The 17,188-nt window shown below is 39.6% G+C and carries 14 protein-coding genes and 1 riboswitch; of the genes, 6 read left to right on the top strand and 8 right to left on the bottom strand.

Translation table 11 applies throughout. From position 1 onward, the window contains the following. Positions 1-233 precede the first annotated feature (233 nt). Positions 234-746, bottom strand: a complete 513-nt coding sequence (locus tag VXM77_RS02965; RefSeq protein WP_161832115.1) for an N-acetyltransferase — start codon at positions 744-746, stop codon at positions 234-236. Between the two features lie 161 nt (positions 747-907). Next, positions 908-2,299 (bottom strand): 23S rRNA (uracil(1939)-C(5))-methyltransferase RlmD, encoded by a 1,392-nt coding sequence (rlmD, locus tag VXM77_RS02960; RefSeq protein WP_338507020.1) that lies wholly within the window; start codon positions 2,297-2,299, stop codon positions 908-910. Between the two features lie 189 nt (positions 2,300-2,488). Next, positions 2,489-2,661, top strand: a riboswitch (Lysine riboswitch). 139 nt (positions 2,662-2,800) lie between these two features. Here rlmD and VXM77_RS02955 point away from each other — a divergent pair. Beyond that, positions 2,801-4,387 (top strand): Na+/H+ antiporter NhaC family protein, encoded by a 1,587-nt coding sequence (locus tag VXM77_RS02955; RefSeq protein WP_338507017.1) that lies wholly within the window; start codon positions 2,801-2,803, stop codon positions 4,385-4,387. A 528-nt stretch (positions 4,388-4,915) separates the two neighbouring features. Here the strand turns inward: VXM77_RS02955 and pdaA are convergent. Further along, positions 4,916-5,713 (bottom strand): delta-lactam-biosynthetic de-N-acetylase, encoded by a 798-nt coding sequence (gene pdaA, locus VXM77_RS02950; protein WP_161832112.1) that lies wholly within the window; start codon positions 5,711-5,713, stop codon positions 4,916-4,918. Positions 5,714-5,868: 155 nt separating this feature from the next. On the opposite strand from pdaA, the gene VXM77_RS02945 reads away from it, so the two are divergent. Together VXM77_RS02945 and VXM77_RS02940 are read left to right on the top strand one after the other, a co-directional pair. Beyond that, on the top strand, positions 5,869-6,807 hold the full coding sequence (locus VXM77_RS02945; protein ID WP_262950161.1) for a YihY/virulence factor BrkB family protein: 939 nt from the start codon (positions 5,869-5,871) through the stop codon (positions 6,805-6,807). Between the two features lie 64 nt (positions 6,808-6,871). Next, complete coding sequence (locus VXM77_RS02940; RefSeq protein WP_262950160.1) at positions 6,872-7,528, top strand: hypothetical protein; 657 nt, start codon at positions 6,872-6,874, stop codon at positions 7,526-7,528. Between the two features lie 13 nt (positions 7,529-7,541). Here VXM77_RS02940 and VXM77_RS02935 read toward each other — a convergent pair whose 3' ends face one another. Genes VXM77_RS02935 through VXM77_RS02925 form a run of 3 tightly spaced genes read right to left on the bottom strand, consistent with a single transcriptional unit; the run spans position 7,542 to position 11,422 of the window. Beyond that, positions 7,542-8,666 (bottom strand): spore germination protein, encoded by a 1,125-nt coding sequence (locus tag VXM77_RS02935; protein WP_262950159.1) that lies wholly within the window; start codon positions 8,664-8,666, stop codon positions 7,542-7,544. A 15-nt stretch (positions 8,667-8,681) separates the two neighbouring features. Next, complete coding sequence (locus tag VXM77_RS02930) at positions 8,682-9,851, bottom strand: Ger(x)C family spore germination protein (protein WP_262950158.1); 1,170 nt, start codon at positions 9,849-9,851, stop codon at positions 8,682-8,684. 2 nt (positions 9,852-9,853) lie between these two features. Continuing rightward, complete coding sequence (locus tag VXM77_RS02925; protein ID WP_262950157.1) at positions 9,854-11,422, bottom strand: spore germination protein; 1,569 nt, start codon at positions 11,420-11,422, stop codon at positions 9,854-9,856. 148 nt (positions 11,423-11,570) lie between these two features. Here VXM77_RS02925 and VXM77_RS02920 point away from each other — a divergent pair, with 148 nt between their 5' ends. The 3 genes from VXM77_RS02920 to VXM77_RS02910 all read left to right on the top strand — a co-directional run bounded on the left by VXM77_RS02920 (position 11,571) and on the right by VXM77_RS02910 (position 14,708). Then, positions 11,571-13,124 carry a ClC family H(+)/Cl(-) exchange transporter gene (locus tag VXM77_RS02920; protein WP_338507006.1) on the top strand — a complete coding sequence of 518 codons (1,554 nt, stop codon included), beginning with the start codon at positions 11,571-11,573 and terminating at the stop codon, positions 13,122-13,124. Positions 13,125-13,192: 68 nt separating this feature from the next. Next, the gene (locus VXM77_RS02915; RefSeq protein WP_262950155.1) at positions 13,193-14,200 is read left to right on the top strand and encodes a hypothetical protein; all 1,008 of its coding nucleotides are present in this window, start codon (positions 13,193-13,195) and stop codon (positions 14,198-14,200) included. 118 nt (positions 14,201-14,318) lie between these two features. After that, positions 14,319-14,708 (top strand): GtrA family protein, encoded by a 390-nt coding sequence (locus tag VXM77_RS02910; RefSeq protein WP_161832105.1) that lies wholly within the window; start codon positions 14,319-14,321, stop codon positions 14,706-14,708. Positions 14,709-14,759: 51 nt separating this feature from the next. Here VXM77_RS02910 and VXM77_RS02905 read toward each other — a convergent pair whose 3' ends face one another. Continuing rightward, positions 14,760-15,716: a glycosyltransferase family 2 protein gene (locus VXM77_RS02905; protein ID WP_161832104.1), complete on the bottom strand. Its 957-nt coding sequence runs from the start codon at positions 15,714-15,716 to the stop codon at positions 14,760-14,762. Continuing rightward, a complete protein-coding gene (locus tag VXM77_RS02900; RefSeq protein ID WP_338507001.1) occupies positions 15,709-17,187 on the bottom strand; it encodes a glycosyltransferase family 39 protein in 1,479 nt (492 codons plus the stop codon). The genes VXM77_RS02905 and VXM77_RS02900 overlap by 8 nt, the downstream gene beginning before the upstream one ends. Position 17,188: the final 1 nt, after the last annotated feature.

Genomic DNA, 17,188 nt, shown 5'->3' with positions numbered 1-17,188 from the left:
ATCTTATTTCATTATTTTATCATCCGATTCCATTATCCTTCCTTTACACAAATCTACCTATCTGTCATTCCCTCCCTTTAATCTCAACTATGTTTAATATGTAAAAAAAACACCTATCTTATTCCAAATCTCTAAGTCTCGCTCAAATTTTTAGGCTAAAAAATGAAAAAGAGCCGGAGCCGACTCTTTAACAGTCTTTCATTTAATCCATCGCTCGGCCAAAAGAAGTTGAATTACTCAATTCCAAATTCTTTGGCATACTTGATCGTTCCACACACCTTCGGTACCTCTTCTTTTAGTGGATACGCCATAAAATTCTCGCTTGGCACCTCAAAAGGTGGCTTAATTCCAAAGGTAGCTGCTGGTAAATAACCGGCCTTTGGGTAGTAAGTTTCACTGCCTAAGACAACCGAATAATCATAACCTAATTCACGCGCCCTGTTATGTCCCTCGTTGATTAAGGCAAGCCCAATGCCCGACCTTTGATAATCAGGAAGCACCGCTAACGGGGCTAGTGCTAACACCGTTTCGCGTCCCACCTTAGCCTCGGTAAACAAAATATAACCTACAATTTTCCCATCTATCTCGGCAACGAGAGATAAATCTTTAATAAACGCCTCTCCCTTCTTTAATGCCTTGACGAGCTCATGTTCATTCCCATCCGTGTGTTCTGCCTGCTCAAACGCCGCTTTAATCACTGTATGGATGATTTCATCATCCTTCGTCGTCTGTTTTCTTATCAACAACATAATCCCTCCATCACATTTAATTCATTTAAACTAAGTATACCGTTGTAGCGTTAAGGCCTCAAGCTTCTTCTCCTCCCATCGTTTAAATACTCCCTCATCAAACGGCACCATAAAAAATTGCCTACGAGCCGAAGCTAACGTAGGCAACCAACATCCTCTTATTTTCGTTTTAATGGTTTGTTTTTACGAACAAGACGTACGACACATTCCACGTGAGACGTTTGAGGGAACATATCAATCGGTTGAATGTAATCAACGCGATACTTTTTCGTTAATTCTTTTAAATTTTTCGCCATCGTTGAAGGATTACATGACACATAGACAATCGTTTGCGGTTGAACGCGTTTTAACATTTCAATTAATTCTTCCCCTAATCCTGTACGTGGAGGATCCACAATCACAACATCCGGTTTGAATCCGTCATTCGCCCACTTTGGAACAATTTGCTCAGCCTTTCCAACTGCGTAATACGTATTAGTTAATCCGTTTAACTTCGCATTTTCCTTCGCATCATTAATCGCTTGACGCGTAATATCAACCCCGCGAACCTCGCTTGCTTTATCCGCAACCCATTGACCAATCGTTCCAACCCCACAATAAGCATCAACGACTTTCTCTGTTCCCTTTAAAGCCGCCGCATACTTCACTTGATTGTATAATTTAACCGTTTGTTCTGGGTTTAACTGATAAAAGGCACGTGGTGATAAATTAAATTTAAATCGTCCTAACTCATCTGAAATAAATTTCTCACCCGCTACATGTTGCAACTCTTTTCCTAAAATCTCGTGCGTATCTTCTCCATTAATGCTCACATACACTGATTTAACATCAGGGCAGTATTTCATTAAATCTTTCGCCAACGAATACATCTTTTTAAAATCATTATTCGCAAACACGAACGTCACCTGAACCTCACCCGTTTTAAACCCGCGGCGAACCACAATATAGCGCGCCGTTCCTTTACGCGTCTTCGGTGCATACGCAAATACCTTATAATCATCTAATAAATCAACCGCATGATTAATAACCTTATTAATTTCCTCATACTGAACATCACAATCCGTCACATTTACTAACTCGCGTGAGTTCATACTATAAAATCCGACCATAATTCCATCTTCATCATAACCGACCGGCATTTGCGCGCGATTACGATAATTATAAGGGTCATTCATTCCCATCGTCGGACGAATATCACACTCATCTGAATCTAAACTTGTATAGCGCTCAATGGCCTGAGACACAGCATCACGTTTAATACGTAATTGCTCTTGATAAGACATATGTTGTAATTGACATCCACCACATTGCCCATAAACTTCGCACGCCGGTTGAACGCGATGCTTTGATTTACGCTTAATACGAACAACTTCAGCCTCTGCATAACCATTTGCCACGCGTGTACACGTCGCGACAACCTCTTCGCCTACTAGTGTTCCTGGAATAAACACGGCTTGCTTTTTATAATAGCCGATTCCTTCACCGTTAATACCGATACGTTTAATGGTAACTAAAAATTCTTGACCAACCTTTAAAGGAGACATCTTCATTTATTTAAACCTCCAACTGTATTTTTTCATTTATCTTTTAATCTTACCACATTCGCTCACATTTTACACTGAAATCTCTACATTTTACGACAACCCTTTCTCTTCCCTAAAAAAAATTAAATAGTAATACTTGACTATCTTTTAAAAGGTGCTACAATAGGCTTAATTGAATACGTTGCTTGTTCTCTTTGATGAGTTAGAGGCGCATGGCCAATGAGTAGGAATTTCGAGAGTGACGTCCATGACAAATTCCAAAAGGTGTCCATGCCGAAGTCTTGTTTGTGTCAATCAAACTTGTGCTGGTGTTACGTTAAATAGGCTTAACACTGTCACTACGAAAGTAGTGGAGGACTAATGATCGGAGAGTTAAATGATACCTGTCATCTGACGTCTACTTCTCGTAGGCCTGAAGAGTCATGTTAGAGTTTAACTCGACATGACTCTTTTTTTTATCAAAAGGACAGTTACTTATTCAAATTAAACAAAGGGAGAGGATTTTATATGACTGGAACAATCTATTCTTTAATTCCCGCGTTACTGACCATTGCCCTTGTCATCTTAACGCGTCGTGTTGTTTTATCACTTGGGGTCGGGGCACTATCAGCCGCCTTTATTTTGGCCAACTTTAACCCGCTTCAAACATTAGAAATCTTAATGAGGTCATTTAGCGGACTCATCGTTGAAGAAAATGGACTCTTCGGATTCTTAAATGACTGGAACATGTCCATTATTTTCTTCTTACTTGCCCTTGGGGTCATCACCGCTTATATTGTTTTATCCGGGGGAGCCTCAGCCTTCACCAATGCCATTATTAAACGTGTTAAATCACGTGAGGGTGTTCAATATACGGCAGCCCTCTTAGGAATTATTATCTTTGTCGATGATTACTTTAACGCCCTTGTTGTTGGAAATGTCTCTAAACCATTAGCAAAAGAACAACGTGTCTCACGGGCACGATTATCTTATATCGTCGATTCAACCTCAGCACCTGTTTGTGTCATTTCACCTATTTCAAGCTGGTCAACAGGAATCATGGGATCGATGGCGGTTATTTTTGCAAGCACAGGAGCGACTTATAATACGTTTTCTGCCTTTTTAACAACAATCCCTTACCACTTCTATGTTCTTGTAACGGTCATCATGGTCTTCATCGTCATTAAATATAACTTCAATATTGGATTAATGAAAACCTATGAAGAAAGTGCCCTCAATCAGCAAGACGCCTCACTCACTCATGCTGAGGCGACCGCTCAAGAAATGGATGCTCAATCATCAAAAGGATCCGTATGGGATTTAATCGCCCCAATCTTAACTTTAATTATCGTGACCGTTTGTACCATGGCGTATACGGGATACACAGGAGCAATCAACTCAGAATCAGACTTCAATCTCTTCTTTGCCATCCTAGAAAACATTAGTTTAGCGACTTCACTCCGCATCGGAGGATTAGCTGGACTCGTTGTTTCAATGGCACTGACTTACCGCCACATCATGGCACGCGAAATTTCATTCGCTCAATATACAAAAGCATTTTTCCTAGGGATGAAATCAATGGTTGGAGCCATCGTCATCTTATTATTAGCTTGGGCAATTTGTGACCTCGTTGGTACACTTGATGCGGGTGGATATCTTGCTTCACTCATTACACAGGCTAATATTGCACCAGGACTCATTCCAATGGTCATGTTTATGGTCGCTAGTTTCATGGCATTTGCGACGGGAACCTCTTGGGGATCATTCGGTATCTTACTTCCAATTGCGGGTTCAGTCGCTGCTGCCCTAGACATGGACCTAATGATTCCGATTATGGCCGCTGTCTTATCAGGAGCAATCTTCGGAGATCACGCCTCACCCATTTCAGATACGACATTGCTTTCTGCAACAGGAGCGGGATGTGACCTCGGCGCACACTTTAACTCTCAACTTCCTTACGCCCTACTATCAGCAACGATTGCTGCCATCGGGTATTTAGTATTTGGATTGAGCCAAAGCTTACTCATCGCCTACGGAGTCATGGCCGTTTGCTTAATCGCGGTTATCTTCTATGCGAAACGAAACAGAAAATCAGGAGAAGAAAATTCAAAATAAATCAAAAAGGAACCGATCGCAGGGGGGAAACTGCAAGTCGGTTCCTTTTTATATTAAAGAGAGGTTGAGAGAATTGGAGAAAAAATATTTATAATTATCAGAAAAGGATAATTATAAATGACTTATCTTTGAAATAGAGAACTTTAAACCATCATTTAAAGTATAGCCGGACGACTATTAACTTGGGGGGAGTCATCTCTACTCACCCCTATTATGGGGCGAAGCTTTTATTTTTAAACAACTCGCCTTTCTTTTTTTAAAAAAATAAAAAAACCTTAAGAGGGGGAACTCTTAAGGTTGGTAAACGGTCGTGGGGGAACACGATCCGTTTAGGGAGTGAGAAAACATAATGAATAAGAAAATCAAAGGGGAGAAAATTTATTATCATTTTCATCCTCAGTTATTATTACATAAGGTTATGTTCAAAAAATGATTGAAATGTGTCTATTTTGTGTTCTTTTTTCCTACTAATTAATAGATAATCCAAACATGACCTTATCGCGTTAACATTCTCTTTTTTCCACATTTTTACTCAAATGGGACAGGGGCATCCTCAGTCATTAAATATTGAATAGACTTAAATTCATAACCTTCCTTTTGAAGTTCGGGAATTAACTTATCAAGACATTCGGCGTTATCACTTGAAATACTATGCATCAAAATAATGGCCCCCGGATGAATGCGTGCCAGAATTTGATTGTACGCATAGTCCGCGCCTTTTTGTTGGTCAACATTCCAATCCATATAAGCTAATGACCATAAAATCGTGTAATAGCCGCGCTCTTTCGCAAAATCTAACATTTGTTGATTAAAGTGACCTTCTGGGGGTCTGAGATAACGAACCATCTCTTGGCCCGTAATCTCTTTATATTTATCCTCAACAAGTTGGAGCTCCTCATTAAATTTTTCTTTTGTTACTTTTGCTAAATCGGGATGATGCCACGTATGATTTCCAACGATATGTCCCTCATTCGCCATTCGTTTGACGAGATCGGCATTTTCATCAAGGAAATGACCGGTCACAAAAAATAATGCAGGAACTTCATGTTTTTTCAAAACATCTAAAATTAATGGGGTATTCCCATTCTCATAACCGCAATCAAAGGTTAAATAAATGACCTTTTCATCGGCTGAGCCAATATAATAGGCATCATTTTGACGGACGATTTCATCAAACTCTTTACCTGGCCACGGTTGTTCATGATTCTCTCCTTTTGGAATACCCCAGCCAATATCTTTCGCCTCGGCGTGATAAACTGAGATAAAGCATAAGAGGAACGTTAGAACCGTCAACTTCAAGAACCTAAAGTTAAGCGTTAGTTTCATGTTGTTCACCTCTCATCATAAAAATTATCATTAATAATTTGTCGTTTTTTTGTACAAAATATACATTAATAAACAAAAACGATCGATGTCTCAAGGCATTTCTTAACAAAAAGTATCATAGGATGAAGTAATTACTCTATTTGGGAGGAAACAGTATGAAACATATTTTTAGCATAGAATTTATAAAAAAAATTCAAGAACAATTATCCCATCGTGAAATTAAAGGTCTACCTGAACAGATTGCCTTCAACTTAATCATGGCTATCGTCCCGCTCCTCGTTGTCATCGTCCAACTCGGGACTTATTTTTCGTTAAACACCGATGCCGTTAAATACTTTATTACCGCCTACGCCCCACAAGAAGTTCAACAACTACTCCTTTACTTATTCGATACATCCGCTGCTCCTCAATCTAGCACCTTTTTTGTCATTGCAACGGCCCTCTCCTTTTGTTGGATTATCTCAAAAGGGTTTTACGGAATTTCAACAGCTTCAAATACCACCTACCAAGTCCCCCTTTTAAAATTCGCCTTTTTAGAACGCATCTTTTCTTTTATCATGCTTTGCCTAATGGTTGTCCTCCTTCTTGTTGCCATCATCCTTGTTTTCTTCGGGCAGGCCATTATCACCGCCATCTTCCACCTCTTAAACATCACCCTGAGCCCACACCTCATGATTATCATTACCGTTCTCAGAACAAGCATCAGTTTCTTTGCCTACCTCACCTTCTTTCTACTCCTATTTTACCTCTCTCCCACCATCAAAATCAAAATACACGAAATTATTCCCGGTGCCCTCGTCACCTCAATTGGTTGGAGCGTCGCTTCCATCGCCTTTAGTTTTTACGCGAACAAAATCGCAAACTACAATAAATTTTACGGAAGCCTCTCCGTCATCATCATCCTCCTCTTTTGGCTCTACATCCTCGGCTACGCCATCACCGTTGGTCTCCAAGTCAACTACGTCCTAAAACGCGATTACTTCGGCGGAGTCGAATACACCCCACGCCTATCCTTTATTCAAAGATTTAAATTTCTATCCAAATGGGTGAATTTTTCAGATAATGGCGAACAAAACTTGAAAGAAAAGCACTAACTTTTCGTATGAATCAAACCTCTACTGAATACAATGAACCATACTTACAATTGAGGTGAATATTATGAAAAGAGTATGTCTAATAGCTGGATTAGCGGTGACTTTAGCAGGTTGCGCCAACAATAACGAGACAGCAAAAAGTATTTCCACACCTCAAACCCTTCAAAATTTATCTGTTGCACCTAACACGACCGCACCTGCTACAAGTGATCAAACAAGCGCATCAACTGAACAAACAACAAACGATTCTTCAAATGCCTCAGATACTCAAACTGAGTCAGGGACAGAAAAAACATTTTCCACACAACAAGAATTCGTTGATTGTATGTATGAAAAAGTAAAAGCGCTAGAAGATACGATTTCTTTACTCGACTCAAACTTAACACAAGTTTACTCCGTAACAGGAACAGATGAGGAAGCTGCTCAACTTTCTATTCGAAAAAACCTCATCAAACAAACGACAAGTGAAATGGAAGCCATCGAAAAATTATTGACGCCAACAGAAGAGGTCGATAAACTTCACGACTATGTCGTTAAAGCCTATGAATACAACATCGACTACAAGTCAGAGGAGTACGAAGTCTTTAAAGCTGAGAGCTTAGAAGACCGCCAAGTGTTACTCGATGCCAATGCAGAAAAGGAACAATTGGCTAAACAGTACATCACCTTAGCATGGGCAGAAATCGATCGTCTATCAGAAACAACGTACGATCGTAAATAAAAAAACTGAGGCTCTATTTATGAGCCTCAGTTTTTAATTGTTTCACATGATTGTGATATTTAAATTCACTTAGCATCCAGACGATAGAAGGAATCACTAATTGAAAGATAGGGAGTAAGTTTTTAGGGTGATTAAGAATTGCCTGATAAATATCCTCAACTCCGCCTGTTGTTAAATGCATGGCTATAAAGATGATTAAAACACTAAACGGAAAGGCTAATTGACGATAACTAAATCGACGAATCAGTTTTTCAATACAACTTAATCCCGCATAAAAATAAAGACTTAATTTAAAAAAACACGTCATCATGACAATGATAATCGCTAACGGATCAAGCCGTTCAAATAAAACGTTAACCCCTACCATTTTCATGGCATTGAAGAATGGATAAATAAAATTCTTCATTAATCCCACACCTAAAATTCCCACACACATCACATCGGCGGCGAGTAAAATAATCGTTGCTAACACAATAGCCCAATAACTATATCTTAAAATTTTCCCTTTTCCCTCCTTCGGTAAGAGCGGAAAAATCGTCAGAAAGACAATGGACTCTCCATAAGGAAACAGCGTCATCGTATAAATATTTTGTTTCAATGGGGAAAATCCTTTTTCCAACACAGGTAAAAAGCGATCAAAACTAAAAATATCAGAAGTAAATACTGCAATGACGAGGGGAATAAAACAAAGAATTACCACATAAAAAAGCAACTCCGATGAACGTCCAATTGCATTGACCCCAAGGATTAATCCGTAAACAATCGGAACCATCAATAATAGCATAATTAATATCATATTTGCATCGACCATTAAGGTCACCTCAATGACGTCTGCTGTGCTTTTTAAAAGACTTGCCGTCATCAATAAAAAGTAACCACTATAAGCGATTAAAATAAGACTTCCGAAAAACTTCCCAAATAAATCGGTCAAAATGCCCGACAAGCTATCAAACTGATGCAACTTTCCAATCCGGTAATACATCGTAAACAATAGCGTCCCAAGAACCGCACTGATTAATAACGAAATCCAAACATCGGCCCCAGAAAAGCGACCCACATTAACGAGCGTAGCGCTACTAGATAAGAACAAGACTAATAATGAAGAAAATTGATTTAAACTAAGGCGTGACGTTTTCAAAAAATCACCTACTTTCTACTCCTGTAAATTAGCCACATCACCAACAGATGTAATCTCTAATTTAACTTTCACGTCAAACTCTAACTTCGGATAGATGTCTTCCCAGTATCCACTCACTTCCGCCCATTTCTTTGGATTTTTCTGATGAACCTTTCCACCCACGCCTAAAATATCTGACGCTAACTCGTTTTGAGTCTTATCAATAAAGGACTGAATATCTTGTTTCAGTTGGTTCCCCAATGCTGCTTCTAAATCACTCACATTGACAGGATTCATTAAATCTGAAGGATAGCCATTCTCCATTAAAATTCCTTTAACTTCACAACCTACCGTTACCTTATTTGTCTCTAGATTTGGCTTCACATCCACTTTTGATTCACGCACCTCATAAGAAAGCTTATATTCATCATCAAGTACTGTTGTCACAACATAACGCTTACTCGTTCCAACTAATAAATTATAATATTGAGCCTCTTTACTCGTTAAGTATCCAACCAATTGATCCCCTTGAAATGCAGCTAATGAATCAATTTTGAGTTGAGAAGGCGCCTCCATCTGTAAAACATTTTGAATATCTCCCTCCTCGCTCTTTTCCTTAGAATCAATTGATACACTATTTAATACAATATTAGAGCTTGGATCATTAACCATTCCACTGACCTGATAGAGGTTATAATTGACTTCTCGTCCCGTACACGTCAAACAGAGATTAGATAACGAATTGAGTTGATTAATCGGAATTTGTTCACTTGGAGTAAGAACATTCAATACCTCACGGGCCGTCGTATGATTCGCAACGACTAACGTAATATTGGGGCGAATCATCACATTACGTAAGACAAAATCAACAACGGGATCAATTCCCGATTGCGCTATATCTTCATTAACCACAATCACACTTAAATGCGGCAAGTACAACACCTTAGCTGTTAGTGAATTTAGTGATCGATAAGCATCGAATAACGTCTCACCTTCACCCGAGATTGAAAAAACGGATAACGTATCATGCTGATTCCCGGCAATAGAAGAGGGATTAACAACTTGGGCCGTCATTAAATACCCATTTTCCGTTTGATCAATCCCAAGACCCGCTACAATTCCAATTTGGCTCATCTCCACTTTATGGCCACATCCACTTAAACTAATGGCCATTAACATGACCATGACATACATCAAACGTCTCACGCCTACTCCTCCTTCCTTTTTTCCTGATTAAGATTATGACGGACCCGATTCGTCGTTTTATAAATTTTTGGACGATACTTCATCCAAGAAAGGGGCAAGCGTAAAAATTGATCTTCCTGATCATGTAAGTTTAATGGCGCCATCGGAGCTAAGTAAGGTTGATCGAGCGTCGTTAAAGAAGACAAGTGTAAAATCAATAAAATAACACCAATCGTTATTCCGTAAAGTCCAAAAGCAGCTCCTAAAAATAAGAAGGCAAACGTTAAAACACGCATCGCATTCGACAAACGGGTACTTGATAAAATAAATCCTGCAATCGATGTAATCGAAACAATAATAATGACAATATACGAAACTAATCCTGCTTGAACAATCGTCTGTCCGATAATCAACGATCCTACAATCGTCATCGAATCCCCAACTACACTAGGCTTACGAAGCGCCGCTTCCCGGATAATTTCAAACAAAATTAACATAATTAATGTTTCAATATATGTTGGAAACGGGTTAGCACTCCGTTGATTAATAATCGTAATCAATAACACCGTTGGAATCATCTCCTGATGATACGTCGAAATAGCCACGTACAAGCCGGGAACGAGGAGAACGATAAAAAAGGCCGCGTATCGTAATAAACGAGTGACCGTTGCAATAAAAGGTCGCGAATAATAATCATCCGTCACCTGAAACATCGAAGCAAAATAAGCTGGCCCCGTGGTCACAAAAGGTGAACCATCAACAAAAATCGCAATTTCTCCCTGCATAAGAGCGGCCGCCGTTTTATCCGGACGCTCCGTTTGAATCAACCGCGGAAATAACGTGATATGATGATCCTCAATTAACTGCATGAGCTCACTCGAATCCACAATCCCATCAATATCTAAACTCTCAATCCGTTTATTCACCGTATGAACCAACTCTTTATTCGCAATTCCCTCAATATACGCCACAAAAACATCCGTCTGAGTCACCGTTCCCACCACATGAGCATCAAATCGCAAATTCGGATCCTTAATTCGCCGACGAAGCGTCGCCGTATTCGTACGAATCGTTTCAACAAAACAATCTTTCGGACCATAAAGCGACTGTTCCGTCTGTGGCTCGCTAATCGAACGCATTTGCCATCCCTTACAGTCAAACATCATAAATTGGTCGACACCGTCGACAAGAACAATAATATGGCCGTTAATAAGATTCGTGTAAAGATCCTCGTACGACTGTCCACATTTCGCATCTAACATACTGATTCGAGACTCAAAAATCGTCTGGAAAACGCCACAACTTCGAGTATTCGATTCCTTAACTAAAGAAAGATCAATACTTAACACATGAACAATAAACTGTTCAGCTTGGTTCGTATCGATAATACCGTCGATTCCTAAAATGGCGACCGAAACATCTTCAGCACCCTTTAATGTCAGCGTGCGAACTAACAAATCGTTGGCGTTTCCTAACCTCGTTTTAATCGTCTGTAAATTTTCATCTAATGCGTGATGAATTCGATGTGGCGTCGGTTCTGAAACAGGCTTTTTAGTTCCTTTCTTACCCTTAAATACCTTAAAAATATCCATGAATGACCCACCTACCTTTCTACTATTATCCGTAAACTTAAAAAAGTTATACGTCCATACAGAGGATAAATTTCCTCATCCTCCCTGATAGGGGGCCCCCCTTTTTTATAAAGAACAAACCATTTAATTTCACTTAAGGAGGAGTATGATGTCATCATTAAAAACACCGTTATCTTACTTAAAACAACTTAAACTTAAATTAGCTTTTGAGGGAATCCTCATCGGCCTCATCTCAGGTCTTGTCGTCGTCTTTTACCGCCTCATTTTGCAGTATGCGGAGCAGCTAAGACAATGGGTTACCAATCAACCGACGCCCTTCGCGTTTTTTGGTTGGTTCATCATCCTCATCCTAGCGGCTCTTTCCGTCGGTCGCCTCATGGTCAAAGAACCAATGATCTGTGGGAGCGGAATCCCTCAAGTAGAAGGCGCCTTAGCCAATAAAATTAAAATGAATCCCCTCTCCGTCTTAATGAACAAATTCATTGGAGGAACGATTTGTATCGGAGCGGGATTATCCGTCGGACGTGAGGGTCCTTCTATTCAACTCGGTGCCGTCGCCGCCCAATGGGTTAGCCGTCTAACCAAACGAACTAAGCTAGAAGAAAAGTATCTCTTCTCAAGCGGGGCGAGTGCTGGACTAGCCGCCGCCTTTAATGCTCCACTCGCTGGGGTCATGTTCGCGCTTGAAGAGGTGCACAAACACTTCTCACCCCTCGTTTTAGTCGGTGCCATGTCCGCCGCGCTAACAGCTGATTTTGTCTCAAAAAACTTTTTTGGTTTAAAACCGGTCTTCCGCTTTGACCTCATCCATAACTTGCCCCTCCATCACTATGGATGGATTGTCGCCTTAGGACTTTTAACCGGAATTTTAGGCGTCCTGTATAATAAAACACTCGCCTCTACGTTAAACGGGTATGATAAACTAACCTTCTTAAAAAAACAGTATCATCCCCTTATCCCCTTCCTCCTTGCGGGGATCCTCCTTTGGATCTTACCGGATGTATTAGGGGGCGGGCACGGATTGATTGAAAAATTAACAGCGGATCTCTTTTCAATGAAGACCTTACTTCTTTTATTGACTGTCAAATTCGCTTTCTCCATGGTGAGCTTCGCGTCTGGTGTTCCAGGAGGAATCTTTTTTCCGCTCCTCGTCCTCGGGGCGCTCACCGGTTCAATTTTTGGCCATCTTCTCGCAAGCCTCCATCTTGTCGATGAAATCTTCATTCAAAACTTTATTATTTTGGCGATGGCCGGCTATTTCAGCGCCATCGTCCGTGCCCCAATTACCGGAAGCATTCTCATTGCCGAAATGACGGGATCATTAACAAACCTTCTCCCGCTCTCTCTCACCTGCCTTATCGCCTACACCGTGGCGGAAGGACTGAGAAATGAACCAGTCTACGATTTCCTATTACACCGATTACTGCGTGGAAAAAGCAGCCTAACCGTCGGTCAAAAAAATATCCTCGTTGAAATTCCAGTCTTCGCCGATTCTAGCATGGATGGATGCCTCGTTCGCTCCCTTGACCTGCCAACCGATTGCCTACTCATCGCCATCAAACGCGGAAATGACGAGCTTATCCCACGGGGAAATACCCAACTGATGGCGGGTGACGACCTCATTATTTTAATGAAAGAAAACTTGGCGGCCACCCTTCAAGAGCACCTAAAAAGTACCTCTCAAAAAGTTCCCATGTACTAGCCCCCTTCCTCGATTTATGTGATATAATAGCCTTAAATTGATCGTAAAAAATGGAGGGTTAACACTTTATGAAAGAACTAATGCACCTTTTAGGGTTTAAAGATAAAGAAATGGCGACCGATATCTTAGTATCGATTGAAAACCAAACATTCTTCCCTATGACATCACACGAAGAATTGCAACAACTCGCACTTCAACCAAACGCTGTCGATTGTGTTTATTTACAATCCTCACAAAAACAAGTGTACGAATTAGAAGAATCACACGTATATACGATCGCCCACTGTACACCGGCGCAACAAACCATGTATACGAACGTGAAAAAAGAAGACGTCATCCACTTTATTAAGCAACATCTTGAAGACTATGAACAAAATAACATTGCAATCTACGTCGCAAACGACTGCCTTCCGTTCACGGACTATATCAAACAATGTGGGATCTATATCGCCAAAGAAGATTTACTCATTATTGAAAACCAAGCGATTTGGACGGTTGATCAAGGGGAAAACTTAGAACCAGCAGACTTTACAAAAAATGCCTTTATCGGGGCCTATCCACTTGAAAAAAACATGAATATTGACCAACTAACACCATCTGAAAAATACTGTATGGTCATTAATGCTTACGAGTTAGGCGTTGTCGATGCGTTTAGTAACCTTGACATGATGGAAGTTTTAAAATTGGTCAATCAATACATTAAAGAATACGCAGCAGGAAACTTATTCATCTTTCGTGAAAACGACCGCTTAGTCTACACTGATTTATTTAATCAAGTGAAAGAAGAACCACGTTATCCATCATTCAGCCAAGTATTAAACTTCCTGTTCGCAAACCCAACAGTAAATGAAGAACACTTAATGCAAAAAGTAAATGCCTATATTAAAGCACGCCAACAACAGTTCGCGGCTCAAGATCAAGCCAATAAATCAGAAACACTTGCCTTAAAAGGTGAAGAAGATTTTGAATTGGCGCAATTACTTGCACCGGTTTTCAATGCTCACCGTGACGTTAAAGAATGTACATTAACAACGATCAACCAGACACCTGTCTTTAAAATTGACTACGTTGCGTAAGTTTCACAGCAAAAAAACACCGATTCTTCGGTGTTTTTCTTTAGTCTTGATCAAACCCTTTTGTTAGGAAAGAAAAATCTCGTATCATAAAACCAATCAGAAAAAAGGAGAATGAAACATGATTGATAAACTTAAAACCAATCCAAAACTAGCTGAATTTATCCGCTTTATCATCGTTGGGGTTTTGGCAACTGCCCTCCATTACGGAATTTACCTCGCCCTTGAATACGGAATCGGACTGAATTACAACATGGCCTACACGATCGGCTATCTCTTAAGCTTTATTTTTAACTTCTTTGCTTCAACCTTCTTTACTTTCCAATCCGAGGCAAACGCCCAAAATGGAATTAAATTTGCCGGCGCACACCTCATCAACTACTTCGTTCATATGTTTTTACTCAACTTCTTTATCTTCATCGGTATTCCTGGAGGAATCGCCCCAGTCTTTGTCTTCCCAATCGCCATCATCATTAACTTCTTCATGGTACGATTCGCCTTAAAAAAATAACCCTACAAAAAAAAGTGCACCTATCCGAAATGATAGCTGCACTTTTTTTGATTAGTCAACTTCATTAATAAATTCCTCGACAATAAAGCGAGGGCGTTGTTTAGATTCTAAATAAATTTTTCCGATATATTCACCAATCACACCAATACAAAGAATTTGCAATCCACCTAGCGTCCAAATCGATAAAATTAACGTCGTCCATCCTTTAATCGTATTCCCATTCATCCATTGGACGAGAGAGTATAGCAATGGAATTAAACTAATAACAAAAACGCTAATCCCAAGTGTGGTGACTAAACGAATCGGCTTCACACTAAGCGAAGTAATCCCTTCAATCGCAAAGGCAATCATTTTCTTTAACGGATACTTCGATTCCCCTGCAAAACGCTCATGTCGCTCATAATACACAACATCCGATTTATACCCAACAAGTGGCACTAATCCTCGTAAGAATAAATTAACTTCTTTAAATTCGGATAATCCATTTAACGCCCGACGACTTAACAATCGATAATCCGCATGATTATAAACGATGTCGGCCCCTAATTGATTCATTATTTTATAAAACATTTGTGCCGTATGTCGTTTAAATCCCGTATCTGTTGTCCGATCGTTTCGCACACCATAAACCACATCACATGATTCATTTAAAAACTTATCAATAAATTGGTCAATAACATCAATATCATCTTGTAAATCAGCATCTAAAGAAATCGTTGCATCACATAAATCTTTAACCGTCATAAGACCGGCTAATAATGCATTTTGGTGACCCCGATTGCGTGATAACTTGACCCCGCTGATTAAGTGATGAGTCGTTGATAACTCTTTGATCATTGGCCACGTTTGATCTTTACTTCCATCATCAACAAAAGTAATTCGACTTTTAGGAGAAATCACGTCCCGCTGAATTAACGACTCCACTTTCTCCATTAACTTTTGTGCCGTCACTTCTAAAACGGCCTCCTCATTATAACAAGGAACAACAAAGTAAATGATATTAGACATGTTCTCTACTCCCCTTCATCGAATTTTTATTTAAAGATGCCATGGCATACGTGCAAAGCATCATCATTAACGGTAAATAGAGCACCAAATACCGTGAGCGGGTTTCCCAAATGAGTAAAAATAAGAAATTTCCGAAAATAGCAATAGCTGCTACATAAATAAAAGAATTTCTATTTTTAAATAAATAGAATCCTGATAAAGTTGTTAATCCAAGAATGACTAAATGAACCGCTTGTGCCAAATAAATATAGACACTGTTCTTCCCACCAAAAATATAGGTTTGATATGGATTCGAATCGATTGGCTGACGGCTTAACTTTTCAGGAATAAAATAGGTCCCCTCGGCCCATGTATAATTAATTTTTTGATGAAGATGGCCTAAAAATCCTTTTACTCCATACCCGGATAAACAATTCTTTATTTTATTGATGTGAACCTCTTTAATTTCATTATTAGTTAAACCTTGATGCTTTAAATCATCACTAAACTCTACAGCCTTACTAGAATATCCACCATTTCCGTCTAACCCCATCATTACCCAATGCGTCATTGGAAATCCAAGTTCTGATTTCTCTGTCGGATAAAGGGGCGAGATTCGTGACTGATAGATTGTATTCACGATAAAAAATGGAAGTGCAATACCGATCAACAACTGAATCCATCTTTTCATTGGATTCATCATCAAATAATGAATCAGGATGGCAACTACTAAAATAATCGCATTTGTCTTCACTAATACACCAATCGATAAGACAAGCCCTAATAAAATTAAGTAGACATAACGGCGCCTATCCGTCGAATGATAAAATAAATCATAAAGGATAAGCCCTAGAATTGGGAAAATCATGACCAATGTATCGGTATAGACGATAGGAACGTACATATATAATGGCGTCATAAATAACATCAATAAACTTGCCCATGTGGCTGAGACGAGGCCAAAATGGCGATGAATCAACCAATAGAGTCCCCCCATCGATAATAAGATGACAAGGGCATTAACAAACGTAAAATAAAAATAATAATTCGTGACTCCGAATAAATCTAAAAACCGCATCCCGAGAATAAAAACAATGAGCAACGGAATGTTATTCGGATACTTGATCGTAAAGTAATCCGACAAGGCGTAAAAACTATCTTTTTGTTCAAGTGCGGCTCGGTAAACATCCCCGACATCCCACGTGGGATTCACTTGAAAATAACGAATAAAGAAAAGTTGTAACAGCACTAAAAGCACTAGATTGACAAGGCTTACGACCATTAATCCACGCGTTGATAATTTCCTCATGCCCCGATAAGCAAAATAGAAAAAAGCAGCGATCAAACAAGCGAGCCCGCCTACTTCCCACCCACTCATCTGCAAAAAGGTTGCATTGGGATGAATGAGCGCATCCGTAAAAATAAATGCAAATGTTGCGGTAAATACAAGTAAAAATAATTGCAGTAATATCGACTTTATTTTTATAACCATT

It is taken from the genome of Turicibacter sp. KK003 (genome assembly GCF_037014675.1).
GTDB classification, from domain to species: domain Bacteria; phylum Bacillota_I; class Bacilli_A; order MOL361; family Turicibacteraceae; genus Turicibacter; species Turicibacter faecis.
Note: the sequence above shows the minus strand (reverse complement) of the source record. Positions and strands in the feature narration are given on the sequence as shown.

Bases quoted from the DNA above. Each gene is read 5' to 3' on its own strand.
- rlmD (WP_338507020.1), bottom strand. From the start codon at position 2,299: ATGAAGATGTCTCCTTTAAAGGTTGGTCAAGAATTTTTAGTTACCATT.
- VXM77_RS02955 (WP_338507017.1), top strand. From the start codon at position 2,801: ATGACTGGAACAATCTATTCTTTAATTCCCGCGTTACTGACCATTGCC.
- pdaA (WP_161832112.1), bottom strand. From the start codon at position 5,713: ATGAAACTAACGCTTAACTTTAGGTTCTTGAAGTTGACGGTTCTAACG.
- VXM77_RS02945 (WP_262950161.1), top strand. From the start codon at position 5,869: ATGAAACATATTTTTAGCATAGAATTTATAAAAAAAATTCAAGAACAA.
- VXM77_RS02940 (WP_262950160.1), top strand. From the start codon at position 6,872: ATGAAAAGAGTATGTCTAATAGCTGGATTAGCGGTGACTTTAGCAGGT.
- VXM77_RS02925 (WP_262950157.1), bottom strand. From the start codon at position 11,422: ATGGATATTTTTAAGGTATTTAAGGGTAAGAAAGGAACTAAAAAGCCT.
- VXM77_RS02920 (WP_338507006.1), top strand. From the start codon at position 11,571: ATGTCATCATTAAAAACACCGTTATCTTACTTAAAACAACTTAAACTT.
- VXM77_RS02915 (WP_262950155.1), top strand. From the start codon at position 13,193: ATGAAAGAACTAATGCACCTTTTAGGGTTTAAAGATAAAGAAATGGCG.
- VXM77_RS02910 (WP_161832105.1), top strand. From the start codon at position 14,319: ATGATTGATAAACTTAAAACCAATCCAAAACTAGCTGAATTTATCCGC.
- VXM77_RS02905 (WP_161832104.1), bottom strand. From the start codon at position 15,716: ATGTCTAATATCATTTACTTTGTTGTTCCTTGTTATAATGAGGAGGCC.
- VXM77_RS02900 (WP_338507001.1), bottom strand. From the start codon at position 17,187: ATGGTTATAAAAATAAAGTCGATATTACTGCAATTATTTTTACTTGTA.